This window comes from Mesorhizobium sp. M0848 (genome assembly GCF_040319805.1).
GTDB lineage: Bacteria > Pseudomonadota > Alphaproteobacteria > Rhizobiales > Rhizobiaceae > Mesorhizobium.
The window spans coordinates 26906-42705 of sequence record NZ_JAMYOM010000021.1; the positions used below are offsets into that span (position 1 = coordinate 26906).

The 15800-nt window shown below is 63.5% G+C and carries 13 protein-coding genes and 2 pseudogenes; 12 read left to right on the plus strand and 3 right to left on the minus strand.

Going from position 1 to position 15800, the window contains the following annotated elements:
* Nucleotides 1-9: 9 nt before the first annotated feature.
* The 12 genes from NKH95_RS22850 (at nucleotide 10) to NKH95_RS22905 (ending at nucleotide 10332) form a co-directional block, all read left to right on the plus strand.
* A complete protein-coding gene (locus tag NKH95_RS22850) occupies nucleotides 10-333 on the plus strand; it encodes a YbaB/EbfC family nucleoid-associated protein (protein WP_013527931.1) in 324 nt (107 codons plus the stop codon).
* A gap of 27 nt (nucleotides 334-360) precedes the next feature.
* Complete coding sequence (locus NKH95_RS22855; RefSeq protein ID WP_127293990.1) at nucleotides 361-750, plus strand: hypothetical protein; 390 nt, start codon at nucleotides 361-363, stop codon at nucleotides 748-750.
* Nucleotides 728-1096 (plus strand): hypothetical protein, encoded by a 369-nt coding sequence (locus NKH95_RS22860; protein ID WP_352439666.1) that lies wholly within the window; start codon nucleotides 728-730, stop codon nucleotides 1094-1096. Before NKH95_RS22855 ends, NKH95_RS22860 begins: the two co-directional genes overlap by 23 nt.
* Nucleotides 1023-1955 (plus strand): cell wall hydrolase, encoded by a 933-nt coding sequence (locus tag NKH95_RS22865; protein ID WP_128305644.1) that lies wholly within the window; start codon nucleotides 1023-1025, stop codon nucleotides 1953-1955. The genes NKH95_RS22860 and NKH95_RS22865 overlap by 74 nt, the downstream gene beginning before the upstream one ends.
* A 111-nt stretch (nucleotides 1956-2066) precedes the next feature.
* Nucleotides 2067-2672, plus strand: a complete 606-nt coding sequence (gene recR, locus NKH95_RS22870) for a recombination mediator RecR (protein WP_128305643.1) — start codon at nucleotides 2067-2069, stop codon at nucleotides 2670-2672.
* A gap of 194 nt (nucleotides 2673-2866) precedes the next feature.
* A complete protein-coding gene (locus NKH95_RS22875) occupies nucleotides 2867-4144 on the plus strand; it encodes a lytic murein transglycosylase (RefSeq protein ID WP_352893303.1) in 1278 nt (425 codons plus the stop codon).
* A 262-nt stretch (nucleotides 4145-4406) separates the two neighbouring features.
* Nucleotides 4407-6050 (plus strand): ABC transporter substrate-binding protein, encoded by a 1644-nt coding sequence (locus NKH95_RS22880; RefSeq protein WP_023811434.1) that lies wholly within the window; start codon nucleotides 4407-4409, stop codon nucleotides 6048-6050.
* Between the two features lie 18 nt (nucleotides 6051-6068).
* On the plus strand, nucleotides 6069-7136 hold the full coding sequence (locus NKH95_RS22885; protein WP_128304323.1) for an ABC transporter permease: 1068 nt from the start codon (nucleotides 6069-6071) through the stop codon (nucleotides 7134-7136).
* A gap of 298 nt (nucleotides 7137-7434) precedes the next feature.
* Complete coding sequence (gene nikC / locus NKH95_RS22890) at nucleotides 7435-8361, plus strand: nickel transporter permease (RefSeq protein ID WP_023811431.1); 927 nt, start codon at nucleotides 7435-7437, stop codon at nucleotides 8359-8361.
* Nucleotides 8358-9203: an ABC transporter ATP-binding protein gene (locus tag NKH95_RS22895; RefSeq protein ID WP_031213315.1), complete on the plus strand. Its 846-nt coding sequence runs from the start codon at nucleotides 8358-8360 to the stop codon at nucleotides 9201-9203. The genes nikC and NKH95_RS22895 overlap by 4 nt, the downstream gene beginning before the upstream one ends.
* Nucleotides 9200-9949 carry an ABC transporter ATP-binding protein gene (locus NKH95_RS22900; RefSeq protein WP_352554666.1) on the plus strand — a complete coding sequence of 250 codons (750 nt, stop codon included), beginning with the start codon at nucleotides 9200-9202 and terminating at the stop codon, nucleotides 9947-9949. The genes NKH95_RS22895 and NKH95_RS22900 overlap by 4 nt, the downstream gene beginning before the upstream one ends.
* A 44-nt stretch (nucleotides 9950-9993) precedes the next feature.
* Nucleotides 9994-10332 carry a hypothetical protein gene (locus tag NKH95_RS22905; protein WP_128304325.1) on the plus strand — a complete coding sequence of 113 codons (339 nt, stop codon included), beginning with the start codon at nucleotides 9994-9996 and terminating at the stop codon, nucleotides 10330-10332.
* Between the two features lie 12 nt (nucleotides 10333-10344).
* Here the strand turns inward: NKH95_RS22905 and NKH95_RS22910 are convergent.
* From NKH95_RS22910 to NKH95_RS22920, 3 genes and pseudogenes are all read right to left on the minus strand, one after another.
* A pseudogene (locus NKH95_RS22910) lies at nucleotides 10345-13439 on the minus strand (efflux RND transporter permease subunit).
* Nucleotides 13436-14515, minus strand: a pseudogene (locus NKH95_RS22915) (efflux RND transporter periplasmic adaptor subunit). Before NKH95_RS22915 ends, NKH95_RS22910 begins: the two co-directional pseudogenes overlap by 4 nt.
* The gene (locus NKH95_RS22920; protein WP_023811425.1) at nucleotides 14512-15651 is read right to left on the minus strand and encodes an efflux RND transporter periplasmic adaptor subunit; all 1140 of its coding nucleotides are present in this window, start codon (nucleotides 15649-15651) and stop codon (nucleotides 14512-14514) included. Before NKH95_RS22920 ends, NKH95_RS22915 begins: the two are co-directional and overlap by 4 nt.
* Between the last annotated feature and the right edge of the window lie 149 nt (nucleotides 15652-15800).

Sequence of the window (15800 nt, forward strand, 5' to 3'; positions counted from 1 at the left end):
GACCCGACCATGAAAGATCTTCTCGGCCTGATGGGCAAGGCGAAGGAAATGCAGGCCAAGTTCCAGGCCATGCAGGACGAGATCGCCACGCTGGAAGCGTCCGGCCAGGCCGGCGGCGGCCTGGTCAATGTGACGCTGACCGGAAAATTCGAGATGAAGTCGCTGAAGATCGATCCGTCTCTGTTCAAGGAAGACGATGTCGAGATCCTGGAAGACCTGGTGCTGGCCGCTCACAACGACGCCAAGACCAAGGTCGAGCAGATCATGCAGGAAAAGACCAAGGCGCTGACCGCAGGTCTGCCGATCCCGCCGGGAATGAAACTGCCCTTCTAGCATTCGGCGCGCGCGCCCATCATCGACATGACCGAAGAGCCCTCCGAAAGACTGATCGAGCAGCGTATCCGCAACAGGATCTACGAGATCCTGGAAATCCTGGCCGATTGTGACGACGGCGTCGATCTCGTCGGCATCAAGGGTTATTTCTATCTGTTCGAGGATTTCGTCCATCGCCCTTCGATCGAAGCCGGCACATCGGCGCTTTCGAAGGACGAGCGCGCGATCGTGCTGGAGATCGCCGAATTCCTGGAGGCGGCAAGCGAGACAAATCCGGACTTCACCAAGGCTGAGTTCATTGACAGCGACTGGCCGGGAAAGATCGCCCCGACGGCCAGGGAGGCGCGGACGCTGTTCCTCCGGCGCGGCCTGTTTTCGGAGAAGGTCGAGGAGCTTGAGCCTGGCCAGCGGCCATGATTGCGGCCGGGCTGCAGACCGGTTCCAGGAGAAATTAACAGCGTTTGCCCGGGAAAAGCGCGTAGTGCTTTCCCTTGGGGCAATTGCGGCGAAACAAAGAGAGAGAGGTCATCGCCTTTGTGAAATGATGGGTGCGATCTATCTGGAAAACCAGGAAATTGTGCCAATTTGGCAACAGCGCGTTGTTAATAACGTTTTGGCCATCATTTTGCCCGAAAGTGTCTCATTCTTGCCGCAGCCTGGGGGCGGGCACGAAGTGAGAGGGTTACCTGTTGATTTCTACGCGATGGAAGACGCCGCTGTTGCTCGGCGCCGTCATTTCACCCCTGTTTTTGGCTGCCTGTAGCCAGACCACTTCACACGGCATGTCCGTCGCCAGCCTGACCGACGCCATCACGCCGGGTTTCCTGAGCTCCCGGGCGTACAGCCACACGCCGAAGGACAAGGAATGCCTGGAACGGGCGATGTTCTTTGAATCCAACCGCTCGAGCCGCGACGGCATGATCGCGGTCGGCACGGTGGTGATGAACCGGCTGCGCTCCGGCAAGCACGGCAGCACCATCTGCGCGGTGGTGGGCGAGCGCGGGCAGTTTGCCCCCGGCGTCATGACAAGGCCGATGAATTCACGCGCAATGCCCGATGTCGAGGAAGCCGCCGACGCGGTGCTGAAGGGGGAGCGCAAGTCCAAGCTCAAGAACACCATGTTCTTCCACACCGCCGGCCTACGCTTCCCCTACAAGAACATGCACTACACCATGGTTGCCGGCGGCAATGCCTTTTACGAGAAGCGCGGCCGCAACTGGCAGCCGCTGCCGGACGAGCCGCAGGTCGCCATTGCCTCGGCGGCGCCGCAGAAGCCAGCGGAGCCGGTGACGATGGTCGCGTCCGCCGAGCCGGTGCGTCCGGCCAAGCCGGCCACCGTCCGGTCCGCTCCTGCCCAACAGACCTATATGACCGCGGCCGCCGCGCCGGCCGCGAAATCGGCGCGTGTCTCGGCGGAGCCGACGGTGGTGGCGATGCAGGAGCCGATGGAGGAACCGGATGCCGCCCGTTTTGGCGGAACCTTGAACACAAGGACGAGGGTCATCTCCTCGGTCGAGGAAGCGCCGCAAGAGGCGTCTATGGGTTTCCAGTCGACGCCTGAGAACACCGACGCTGTCGGCGCGATGATCGTCAGCCAGGGCCGGCCGCTCGAAACCAACTGATCTGCTCTCCATGATCCCATGGCCCCGCCCATTTTGGTCCGCCAGGGCCAATATGGCGGTCATGCGTATGCGGATGTTCCAAAGCGCTCTGAAAAATCCTAGATCAGAGCGATGTCGAAGCGAATCGCCGGTCCCGAGATCGAACGTCTGATCCAGCTCCTGGCCAAGGTGCCGGGGCTGGGTCCCCGTTCGGCCAGGCGTGCCGCCCTTCATCTGATCAAGAAGAAGGAGCAGCTTCTGTCGCCGCTGGCCGCCGCCATGGCCGAGGCGGCCGACAAGGTGCGCATCTGCTCGACCTGCGGCAATGTCGATACATCGGACCCTTGCATGATCTGCACCGATCCGCGCCGAGATGCCGGCACCATCATTGTCGTCGAGGACGTCTCCGACCTGTGGGCGCTGGAGCGCGCGGCGGCGATGAATGTGCGTTACCACGTTCTCGGCGGCACGCTGTCCCCGCTCGACGGCATCGGCCCCGAGCAGCTCAACATGCGCTCGCTGATCGACCGCGTCGCCGGTGGCGAGGTCAAGGAGATCATCCTCGCCGTCAATGCTACGGTGGAGGGCCAGACGACCGCGCATTACCTCACCGATCAGCTGTCCGGCTTCGATATCAAGGTGACACGACTGGCGCATGGCGTGCCTGTCGGCGGCGAACTCGACTATCTCGACGAGGGCACGCTGGCCGCGGCGCTGCGCTCGCGGACGGCGTTTTGACAAAGTTGCGGCAGAGGATGCGGATCATGATTGTTGCGCATCCGTCGAGGCTGGTGCCAAGCACCCCCCTCTGTCCTACCGGACATCTCCCCCGCAAGGGGGGAGATCGGATGTCATCTTTGTTTTCGCAAATCGCCGACATTGCAACAAGAGCGCCGCCGATGAAGCGGCCAATCTCCCCCCTTGCGGGGGAGATGTCCGGCAGGACAGAGGGGGGTGTGAAGGAACGCAAACCTCTCAGATTGGCTCTGTTTTCCTTTTTTGCAGTTCTTCTCGCGGTCCTCCTTTCCACCCCCGCCTCCGCCGCAAAGATCGACGACCAGTTTCGCGCCTGGCTGCAGAACGACCTTTGGCCGCAAGCCAGGGCGAAAGGCATTTCCAAAGCCACCCTCGATGCCGCCTTCGACGGCATCAATCCCAATCTGAAGCTGCCCGACCTGGTCAAGCCGGGCGATAAGGCGACCACGCCGCAGAAGCAGCACCAGGCCGAATTCGGCTCACCCGGCGCCTATTTCGCCGAGAAGACGGTTCGCGCGGTGACGGCGGGCGGCCGGGCGCGCGAAGCCACCAATGCCAGGACACTTGCATCTATCGAAAAGCGCTACGGCGTGCCGGGCGAAGTGCTGCTGGCGATCTGGGGCCGCGAGACCGGATTCGGCGCGGCGAAGATGCCCTACGACGCCTTCGAAGTGCTGGGCACCAAAGCGTTCATGTCGACCAGGAAGGACTTCTTCCGCACCGAACTGCTTGCTGCACTCGAGATCGTCGAGCGCGGGCTGGCTCCGGTCGGCGCGATGAAATCGTCCTGGGCCGGAGCGCTCGGCCAGCCGCAATTCATGCCGACCTCGTTCCTGAAACATGCCGTCGATTTCGACGGCGACGGCCGCGCCGACATCTGGAACTCGACGCCGGACGTGCTGGCCTCGATCGCCAATTATCTCGTCCACTATGGCTGGGTAAAGGGCCGTGGCTGGGGTTTCGAGGTGATGGTGCCGGAAAGCGTTTCCTGTTCGTTGGAAGGCCCGGACCAGGGCAAGAAAATCTCCGAATGGGCGGCAATGGGCGTTAGGCGCGTCGGCGGCAAGCCGTTTCCAGCGAGTGAGATGAAGGCCGAAGGCTTCCTGCTGATGCCGGCAGGGCGCAGCGGTCCGGCCTTTATCGCCACGCCCAATTTCTACGTGCTGAAGCAGTACAACACCAGCGACCTCTACGCGCTGTTCATCGGCCATGGCGCCGATCGCATCGCCCATGGCGATCAGAATTTTGCCGGCAGCTGGGGCGCGGTCGGCGGGCTCCACCGTTCGGACATAGCCGCTCTGCAACGCGCGCTGGAAGCCAAGGGCTATGACGTCGGCAGCGCCGATGGCCTGCCCGGCTTCAAGACCCGCCGTTCGATCGGCATTTGGCAAGCCAAGAACGGCCGCGCCGCCACCTGCTTCCCTGACACCAGCCTGGTCACGGCGCTGAGATAGCCGCGACATTCGCCAGATTATCCTCGATCGGCAGCCTCGATTGGCTGGCCGATGCGTCGACATCCCACCGGCCTTTCTGGCCCATTGAGCCATCGTATAAATGCTCGTTGCCCGCCACGAGGCTGCCGGATATGGTGTTGACCAACTGGACAAAAACCGCAACGGTAAGAGATCAGTGGGGCCTTCTCCAGGCCCGAAAAGAATTGCACAACCCTGAGCCGGGAACTCAGGTCAACAAACAACAAAACAGGGAACAATCACGATGATGATGGAAAAGTTTGCTCTACGCTCTCGCTTCCTGCTGGCGGGTGCAGCCATGTCCGCGCTGCTTCTGGCCGGCGCGCCCGCCGGTGCGGTCACGCCCGCCGACACGCTGGTCGAAGGTTTCGCGATCGACGACATCATCTCCATGGATCCGGGCGAGGCGTTCGAGCTGTCGACCGCCGAGGTCACCGGCAACACGTATGATCTGCTTGTCCGTCTCGACCTCAGCGACACCTCCAAGGTCAAGGGAGACCTTGCCGAAAGCTGGACCGTCTCCGATGACGGCCTGACCTACACATTCAAGCTCAAGCCCGGCCTGAAATTCGCTTCCGGCAATCCGATCACCGCGGCCGACGTCGCCTGGTCGTTCGAACGCGCCGTCAAGCTCGACAAGAGCCCGGCCTTCATCATCGGCCAATTCGGCATCAGCGGCGACAACGTCGCCGAGAAGGCCAAGGCGGTCGACGAGACCACCTTCCAGTTCACCGTCGACAAGGCCTATGCGCCGAGCTTCGTGCTGAACTGCCTGTCGGCAACGGTTGCATCGGTGGTCGACGCCAAGCTGGTCAAGGAACATGTCGCTGCGGTGACGCCGAGCGCCGACTACAAATGGGACAATGATTTCGGCAATGCCTGGCTGAAGACCGGCTATGCCGGCTCCGGCGTCTTCAAGCTGCGCGAATGGCGGGCCAATGAGGTGGTCGTTCTCGAGCGCAACGATAATTACTACGGCGAGAAGGCCAAGCTTGCCCGCGTCATCTACCGCAACATGAAGGAAAGCTCGGGCCAGCGCCTGGCGCTCGAGGCCGGCGACATCGACGTTGCGCGCAATCTCGAGCCGAACGACCTCGACGCCATCGCCAAGAACGCCGATCTCACCTCGACCAGCGCGCCGAAGGGCACGGTCTATTACATCAGCCTCAACCAGAAGAATGCCAACCTCGCCAAGCCCGAGGTCCGCCAAGCCTTCAAATACCTGGTCGACTACGATGCGCTGAGCTCGACGATCCTCAAGGGCATCGGCGAAATCCACCAGACCTTCCTGCCGAAGGGTGTGCTCGGCGAATTGGATGAGAATCCGTTCAAGTTCGATGTCGCCAAGGCCAAGGAATTGCTGGCCAAGGCCGGTCTGCCCGACGGCTTCAGCGTAACCATGGACGTACGCACCGGTCAGCCGACGACCGGCATGGCGGAATCGATCCAGCAGACGCTCGGACAGGCCGGCATCAAGCTCGAGATCATCCCGGGCGACGGCAAGCAGACGCTGACCAAGTACCGCGCCCGCAACCACGACATCTATATCGGCCAGTGGGGCCAGGATTATTTCGACCCGAATTCCAACGCCCAGACCTTTGCCTCGAATCCGGACAACTCGGATGCGGGTAAGTCCAAGACGCTGGCCTGGCGCAACGCCTGGGACATTCCGGACCTGACCAAGGAGACGGAAGCAGCGCTGCTCGAGAAGGACGCCGGCAAGCGCGCTGACATGTACAAGGATCTCGAGAAGAAGATCCTGGACACCAGCCCCTTCGTCGTCATCCACCAGCAGCTGGAAGTGGCCGGCCTGCGCAAGAACCTCAAGGGCTTTGCCCTCGGCCCGAGCTTCGACAGCAATTTCGTCGGGCCGGTGTCCAAGGAATAGTGCTCGCGGACACGCCGCATGAGCACGGTTGAAAAGGAAGTGGCGGCGGGGCGCGGCAGCGCCCGTGCCGTCGCTATTGCATCATCGCTTGGCCGTTTCCTGGTCATCGCGATCACGACCTATCTTGGTCTGCTCGCGGTCACCTTCTTCATCGGTCGCGTCATCCCGATCGACCCGGTGCTGGCGGTGCTCGGCGACCGGGCGCCGGCCAATGTCGTCGAGCGCACGCGCCGCGAGATGGGCCTCGATTTGCCGCTGGTCGAGCAGTTCTACATCTATGTGAAAAATGCCCTGAACGGCAATTTCGGTGTCTCTGTGCTGACCACCAATCCTGTCATGACCGACATTCGCCGGGCGCTTCCGGCCACGACGGAACTGGCGACGCTGGGGACGCTGATCGGCGCACTGTTCGGCGTACCGCTTGGCGTGCTGGCCGCGGTCAGGCGCGGCAGTTTCATCGATCAGATCGTGCGTATCATCGGCCTGATCGGCTATTCCGTGCCGATCTTCTGGCTGGGACTGCTGGCGCTGGTGCTGTTTTACGCCAAGCTGCAATGGGTTGCCTTCCCCGCGCGGCTCGACATCGTCTACGAATACACCTTTACGCCGATCACGGGCTTCTATCTCCTCGACTCTGCGATGCAGGGGCAGTGGGACGTTTTTTACGACGCCTTCCGCCACATCATCCTGCCGGCCTCGCTGCTCGGCTATTTCTCGCTCGCCTATATCAGCCGCATGACGCGCTCGTTCATGCTCAACGAATTGTCGCAGGAATATATCGTCGCGGCGCGCGCCAAGGGCCTGTCGGAAACCCGCATCATCTGGGGCCACGCGCTGCGCAATGCGGCGGTGCCGATGGTGACGGTGATCGCGCTCTCCTATGCCGGGCTGCTCGAAGGTTCGGTGCTGACCGAGACCGTCTTCTCATGGCCGGGCATCGGCCTCTACATAACCAACTCGCTGCAGAACGCCGACATGAATGCGGTGCTCGGCGGCACCATAGTCATCGGCTCGGTGTTCATCGCCATCAATCTCCTCTCCGACCTTCTGTATCGGGTCCTCGATCCGAGGACGAAGGTTCAATGAGCAGAGGTATTCCACTTTCGGGCCTAGAGCAGTTCACCGTTTCACGGAAACGGCTACCCGCTCTAACTCCTTGTTTTTACGCAATTCCGGACGGAAAACCGTTTCACACTTTTCCTGGAATTGCTCCAGCTGCGGCCAATCACCCCCACTCCGGCCCTTCGGGTCACCTCTCCCCCTGCCCGGGGGAGAGGAAAAGCCGGTCGCACGCTTCGCGCCTTTCCTCTCCCCCGTCGAGCGGGGGAGAGGTGGTCTGCGAAGCAGGCCGGAGTGGGGGTCGACAGCTCCAAGAGGCATCATCATGACCGCCTCCGACGCCCGTCCTCTCTCTCGTCGCGACTGGCTGCTCAGCGAGCGGCCGGCCTCGCGCACCCAGGCGAGGCTCGGCCGCGCCTATGTGGCGTGGCGGCGCTTTTCCGCCAACCGGCTGGCCTTTCTCGGCCTGCTCATTATCATTGCCTTGCTGATCGTTGCCGCCCTTGCCGGTGTGCTGGCGCCTTATTCTCCGACGTTCGGCGACCTGAAGAACGCGCGCCTGCTGGCGCCGAGCACCGAGCACTGGTTTGGCACCGACGATCTCGGCCGCGATATCCTGTCGCGCATCCTCTACGGCTCGCGCTGGACCCTTTATGTGGTCATCCTGGTCGCCATCATCGCGGCACCGATCGGCCTTCTGGTCGGCACGGTGGCCGGCTATGCCGGCGGCTGGACCGATGCCATCCTGATGCGCATCACCGACATCTTTCTCGCCTTTCCCAAGCTGATCCTGGCGCTGGCGTTTGTTGCAGCACTTGGCCCCGGCATCGAGAATGCGGTGCTGGCCATCGCCATCACCTCATGGCCGCCCTACGCCCGCATCGCGCGGGCAGAGACGCTGACGGTGCGCAATTCCGATTACATCAAGGCGGTGCAGCTGATGGGCGCCTCGCCCTTCCGCATCGTGCTGCGCCATATCATGCCGCTTTGCATTTCGTCCCTGATCGTCAGGGTGACGCTCGACATGGCCGGCATCATCCTGACCGCCGCCGGGCTCGGTTTCCTCGGCCTCGGCGCGCAACCGCCGCTGCCGGAATGGGGCACGATGATCGCGTCGGGGCGCCGCTTCGTGCTCGACCAGTGGTGGGTGGCCGGTGCGCCGGGCTTCGCCATCCTCATCGTCAGCCTCGGCTTCAACCTGCTCGGCGACGGCCTGCGCGACGCGCTCGATCCCCGCAGTGGTGACCAATGAGCAGGGAAACGAAGACGCTGCTCGAGGTCGACGATTTGCGCGTCACCTTCCCGACCCGCACCGGGCTGATCGAGGCGGTTCGCGGCGTCTCCTTCTCGCTCGGCCGCGAACGGCTCGGCATCGTCGGAGAATCCGGCTCCGGCAAATCGCAGACCGGCCGCGCCATCATGGGCCTGACGCCGCCGCAGGCGCGGATATCGGCCAACAAGCTCGCCTTCGACGGCATCGACCTGCTCAGCGTCTCGCCGCGCGAACGCCGGGCGCTGCGCGGCAAGCGCATCGCCATGATCCTGCAGGATCCGAAATACTCGCTCGACCCGGTGATGAGCATCGGCCGCCAGATCGTCGAAACGCTGCGCACGCATGAAAAGGTCGGCAAGGCCGAGGCGCGCGACCGCGCATTGGCCATGCTGGAGGCGGTGCAGATCCGTGATCCCTCTCGCGTCTTCAACCTGCATCCGCATGAAGTGTCCGGCGGCATGGGCCAGCGCGCCATGATCGCCATGATGCTGATCGCCGGTCCGGAAATGATGATCGCCGACGAGCCGACCTCGGCGCTCGACGTCACCGTGCAGCTTGATGTGCTCGGCATTCTCGACCGGCTGGTCAGTGAGCGCGGCATGGGGCTGATCTTCATCTCGCACGATCTGCGCCTGGTCTCATCCTTCTGCGACCGCGTCATCGTCATGTATGCCGGCAAGGTGGTCGAGCAGCTCAAGGCGTCCGAACTCGGCCATGCCCAGCATCCCTACACGCGCGGCTTGCTCAATTGCATGCCCAAGATCGGTGCCGACCGCCACCCGCTGCCGGTGCTCGACCGCAAGCCGGAGTGGGCGGCATGACTTCTGCGATTGCCGTCGACAGGCTGGAAGTGATCTTCGACCGTTTTCGCGCACTGAAGGGCGTCAGCCTCGACGTGCAGCCGGGTGAATCCTTTGGCCTGGTCGGTGAATCCGGCTCCGGCAAATCGACGCTGCTTCGGGCCATCGCCGGCCTTGCGCCGGTCGCATCGGGCAGCATCGCCGTCAACGGCAAGACGCTCGGGCCACGCCGCGACAAGGCCTTCTACCGCGAAGTGCAGATGGTCTTTCAGGATCCGTACGGCTCGCTGCACCCGCGCCAGACCGTCGACCGCCTGCTGCAGGAGCCGCTTGCCATCCACGGCTTCGCCGATGGCGAAAAGCGCATCCAGCGGGCGCTCGACGAGGTCGGGCTGGGAAATGGCTTTCGCTTCCGCTATTCGCACCAACTATCGGGCGGCCAGCGCCAGCGCGTGGCGATTGCCCGTGCCCTGATCCTCGAACCTTCGATCCTGCTGCTCGACGAGCCGACCTCGGCGCTCGATGCCTCGGTGCAGGCGGAAGTGCTCAACCTGTTGGAAGAGGTACGCAAGCGGCGCAAGCTGACCTTCCTGATGGTCAGCCACGACCTCGCCATCATCACCCATATGTGCGAGCGGCTGATGGTGATGCAAAGCGGCGAGGCGGTTGAGAACCTGGCGGCGGCGGATCTCGTCGAACGTCGCGTGACGAAGGACTATACTCGCAACCTGCTGAGAGCGAGCGACGGGTTTGTGAGAACCGCCTGAATTCGTCTTCCTGTGTGCAGAACCAACCGTCTTCAGGGATTCCGATGGAGGAATGGAAGTTTGCGGATCCGCCCAACCTCGCGGTGTTGTCGGACAAGAGCCTATTTAAACGTGGCGACTGGATCGCATACGTTGTGCATGAAGATGACGACGACGACAGCTACAACGACGAAGGTGGCAGTTGGCAATTCTACAGCAGCGACACTCGAGATTGGGATGAACGCGAGGTAATGCTCGTAGGCCTGCAAGAGGTGGTTCAACTGGATGAAACCATCGTGGAGTTGGCCGATTTGCCGAAAGGTTGGCATGCCTGGCGCACCTCAAAATCGTCGCCGTGGCAACGCGCCAAGTCACGCCCCGTACCCTCCAACGACAACGAATGACCCGGCAAAGCCTTAAGTCTGAGCTTGCACCGGTTCGCCGCTCTCCACGGGTAGCTCTTCCTGGGCTTTCGGCTCCTTGATCCTGAACCACGTCACATAAAGCGCTGGCAGGAACAGCAGCGTGATCGCCGTGCCGGCGATGATGCCGCCCATCATGGCATAGGCCATCGGGCCCCAGAACACTTCGCGCGCGATCGGGATCAGGGCGAGACTTGCGGCCGCCGCCGTCAGCGCGATTGGCCGCATGCGGTGTTCCGTCGCCTCGATGACGGCCGCCCAGCGGTCCTTGCCTTCCCGGACGAGATCCTCGATCTGCACGATCAGGATGACCGAGTTGCGGATCAGGATGCCGATCAGCGCCAGCACGCCGAGGATGGCGACGAAGCCGAGCGGCGCGCCGCTCGGCACAAGGGCCGCCACAACGCCGATCAGGCCGAGCGGCGCCACCGCCACCACCAGGAACAGGCGCTGGAAACTCTGCAATTGCACCATCAGGATCGTCGCCATGACGAACAGCATCAACGGCACGACGGCGGCGATCGGTCCTTGGCTTTTGGCACTCTCCTCGACCGAGCCGGCGGTGGCGATCGAATAGCCCGGCGGCAGCTTGGCGGTGAAGGCATCGACCGAAGGCTTCAATTCGTTGACGACGGTGGCCGGCAGCACGTCGCCGACCAGTCCGGCGCGCACGGTGATGGTCGGGATGCGGTCGCGTCGCCACACCGTTGGCTGCTCCAGATCGTAGCGGAAGTTGGCGACGGCCGCGAGCGGGATCGCCTCGCCGGTACTGGTCGGCAGCTGCATGTTCTGCAAGGTTTCGATCGAGCCGCGTTCGGACCCACGCGAGCGCGCCACGACATTGATCAGGTAGGTGGCGTCACGCACCTGCGTGATGGTAGCGCCGCCGACGGTGCTGTTGAGCGCGCTGGCGATGTCGGAAGAGGTGATGCCAAGCTGGCGTGCCTTGTCCTGCAGCACGTCGACCCTCAGCACGCGTTGCGGCTCGTTCCAGTCGAAGGTCGGCGCGGCAAGCTTGGGGTTGGCGGAAATGATACCGGCGAATTGCTGCGCCAGCCCGCGCACCGTCTGGATGTCGGGACCGCCGACGCGATACTGCACCGGGCGGCCGACCGGGGGCCCGAGTTCGAGCGGCTTGACGAAGGCGTCGGTGCCGACGAACTCCTCGCGCAGCAGTTTTTCAAGCGCCGGCTTGACCCGGTTGCGGGCCGCGATGCTCTTGGTGACGATGACGGTCTGGCCGAAATAGGGGTTGGCCGGCTGCACGTCATAGGCGAGCACGAAACGCACCGCGCCCTGGCCGATATAGGACGAAAATGGTCGATGTCGGGATTGCCGACCAGCGCCCGCTGCTCGAACCGCTCCATCTGGTCGCGCGTATCGGCGATCGAGGCATTCTGCGGCAGGTTCCAGTCGACGATCAGCTCCGGCCGGTCCGATGGCGGAAAGAACTGCTGCTGCACCAGCCCGAAGCCGGCGATCGAGCCGGCAAACAAAAGCACGGTGACGATGATGGTCAGCCAGTGATGGCGCACCGAGCCGACAAGCACGCGCCGGAAAAGCGAGGTGAAGCGGCCGGGCTGGTCGTGATGCTTGGTTTTCATCGTCGCCGGCAGGATGGTGACGCCGAGCAGTGGCGCAAACAGCACCGCCACGACCCATGACACCAGCAGCGAAACGGCGATGACCACGAACAGGGTGAAGGTATATTCGCCGGCGGCGCTGTTGTTGAGGCCGATCGGGATGAAGCCGGCGACCGTCACCAGCGTACCGGTCAGCATCGGAAAGGCGGTCGATGTGTAGACATAGGTCGCCGCCTTGCGCAGATTGTCGCCGACCTCCAGCCGCGCCACCATCATCTCGACCGCGATCATCGCGTCGTCGACCAGAAGCCCGAGCGCGATGATCAGCGCACCCAGGGAAATACGCTGCAGCGAAATGCCGAGATAGGCCATGACCGTGAAGGTGATGGCCAGCACCAGCGGGATCGACAGCGCCACGACGAAGCCGGCGCGCATGCCGAGGCTGATGAACGACACCGCGAGCACGATGGCGACCGCCTCGAACAGCGCGCGCGTAAAGCCCGAGACGGCCTCCTCGACAATGACCGGCTGGTCGGCCACCAGATGCACGCCGACACCGACCGGCAGGTCGGCCAGCACCTTGTCCATCTCCTTGTGCAGCGCCTCGCCGAATTCGAGCAGGTTGGCGTTGGGTTTCATGCCGATGGCGAGCCCGATCGCGTCCTGGCCGTTGAAGCGGAATAGCGCCGTAGGAGGATCGACATAGCCGCGCGTGATCGTCGCCACGTCGCTGAGGCGGAAGAAGCGGTCATTGACGCGCAGATTGATGGCGCGCAGGCTGTCCTCGGAGGTGAACTGCCCGCCGACACGCACGCTGATGCGCTCCGGCCCGGACTGAATGACGCCGGACGGCGTAATCGCGTTCTGCGCCTGCAGGCTCGCCACGATCGCTTGCTGGTTGAGGCCGAGGGCGGCGATCTGGCGGGTCGAGAATTCGAGATAGATCGCCTCGTCCTGGGCGCCGACCAGGTCGACCTTGCCGGCGTTGGGCACGGTCAGGATTTTTGTTCTGGCGTCCTCGACATAGTCGCGCAACTGGCGCGGCGTCAGCCCGTCCGATGTGAAGGCGTAGATGTTGCCATAGACGTCGCCGAAGCGGTCGTTGAAGAACGGTCCCTGCACCCCCTGCGGAAACTGCGCCCCGATGTCGTTGACCATGTTGCGCACCTGAATCCAGTTCGGCACGACATCGCGTGCCTTGGTGGTGTCCTTCAGGTTGACGAAGATGACGGTCTGGCCGGCCGTGGTGACGGACTTGGTGTAGTCGAGGCTGTCGAGTTCCTCGAGTTTCTTCTCGATACGGTCGGTCACCTGCTGCACGGTTTCCTTGACCGAGGCGCCCGGCCAGTTGGCCTGGATGATCATCGTCTTGATGGTGAAGTTGGGGTCTTCTTCACGGCCGAGATTGAGGTAGGAGAACACGCCAGCCACGACGAAGACCAGCATGAAATACCAGACCATGGAGCGGTGGTTGAGCGCCCAGTCGGAGAGATTGAAGCCTTTCATGAGGCGCCTCCCTCGAGCACTTTCACCTTCTGGCCTTCGCTCAGGCTGTGGACGCCCGCCGTGACGACACGCATGCCCGCGTCAAGCCCTTCGGCCACGGTGAAGATAACGCCATTCTTCGACGCGATCTTGATGTCGCGTGCGTTCACGCTGGATGTCTGCGGGTCGACGATCCACACTTTCGCGGAACCGTTCTTTTCGAACAGCGCCGACATCGGCAGTTCGATCGTCGGTGCCACCTTGGTCACGCGGGTCGCCGTCACCGTCGAGCCGAGCCGGAAGGCCTGTGGCGGATCCGTGAGCGTCAGCTTGACGCGCCGCGTGCGGGTCGAGCCCTCGGATTGCGGTGCGATCTCGCGCAGCTTGGCCCCGGTCTGGATCGTCGGCAGCGACTGCAGGATCACCTAGAAGGGCGTGCCGGCCTCAAGATCACCGGTCAATTGATCGGGAATGTCGACCACCGCCTCGCGCAGGTCCGAACGCGCCACGGTGACGATGGTCTGGCCGGGCGAGACCGTCTGGCCAACTTCGGCGCCCACCGCGGTGACGACACCGTCGAAATCAGAGAACAGCCTGGCATAGCCGAGTTGCTCCTGCGATTTGGCAAGCGAAGCCTTGGCCCGCTCGACACCTGCCTCCGCAGCTTTGCGCGCCTGCTGCGCGGCATCGAAGACAGCTTGCGTGGCGTTGGCCGAGGCGAGCAACTGGCGCTGCCGTTCCTCGCTGGCGGCGGCGTTGGCGAGCTGCGCCTCGGCATTGGACAGTTCCGCCTTGGCCGCCTGCAGGCCCAACTCCAGCGCGGTCGGATCGAGTGCCGCTATCGTCGTGCCCTTGCTGACGATGTCGCCGACCTGGACGTCGCGCGAGACGACCCGCCCAAGCAGGCGGAAGGCCAGGTCGGCGCTGACCTGCGGTTCGACGGATCCGGCAAAACCGAAGATTTGCGTGGTGCGCGGCTCGATCACCATCGACAGCACCGGTCGGATGATCTCTGGCGGCTTTTCCTCCGACTTGGAGCAGGATGCCAGCGCGCCGAGCATGAGCACGCCGAGCAGGATGCGTGGCGTTCGGCTCATTGGCCCGCTCCCGATATTTCGATCGTCTGTCCAGGGCTGAGCAGCTGTCCTCCAGCGGTGACGACGCTCTGGCCCGCGTCCAGCCCCTTGGCGATCACGACCGTGCCCGAATTGAACGCCAGCACTTCGACCGGCGCCATCGTCACCGCCTTGGTCGAGGGATCGACGATCCAGACCGCCGGCTTGCCGCCGCTGGACGTCAGCGCCTGCCAAGGCAGCAGGATCGCCTTCGCCGGTTTGGCGCTTACCGAGCCGATGACGGCTGCCCCCAGCGGCATGCCGGCGGGCGTGTCGGGAATGGCGACTTTGACCCGGATCGAGCCCGAAGCCGGGTCGACCGCAGGCGAGATTTCGCGGACCTTGCCCGTCGCCCTGACCTGCGGATCGGACAACAGCGTGATCGTCACCGCAGGCGATGCCGGTGTCTTGGCGATCAGCGTCTCCTGCACGTTGAATACCGCGTCGCGGTCCCCGTCCTCGGCGACGGTGAAGACGGTTTGCGCGGCTTGCACCACTTGGCCGGTTTCGACTTGGCGGGCGGTAATCACGCCGGCGGCACCGGCCTTGAGTTCGGTGAAGGACAGGTTTTGCTGGGCGTTGGAGAAAGCGCTCTGCGCGGCATCGACGCTGCCTTGTGCCATCTTCAGGGCCTGGTCCGCGGCGTCATAATCGCGCCTGGTGGTGAAACCCTGGGCGAGCAGCGTCTTCTGCCGTTCGAAGGCGGCGGCGGACTGGGTCAATTGCGCCTGTGCCGCGTCGAGATCGGCCTGCGCCGAGCGCAAATCGGATTCCTGCTCCTGCGGATCGATCCGGGCAAGCACCGTGCCTTGATCGACATGCTGGCCGACATCGACAAACCGTTCGGCGACGCGACCGCCGACCCGGAACGACAGATTGTTCAGCGTACGCGCCGCGATCACCCCGGTCAGCGAGGTCCTTGGCGCATAGTCGGCCATCGCCACCGTTTCGGTGCGCACCATGATCTGCAGTTTCTTGTCCACCGCTTCCTGCTTCTGGCAGCCGACCAAAAGCAGCGCAGCCGTGCAGGCGAAAAGCGCCGGGGCGGCTGGAAAAGACAAAAGACCGGGAGCTTGGACCGACGGCTGCGAGACGGGCGAAGTCACGTTCCTGCTCATGGGCTCCCCCGGCCGCGGCGGCTCGCTGGTCGCGATGCCTCGTGGACATCCAGAGGATAGTCGATCCCCGGGAAAAGGAAACCGGTCTCGTACGTGTATCGCCTGACTGGTTAAGCGCCGGGATCTGCCCACCGCAGGCCCAATCGCCT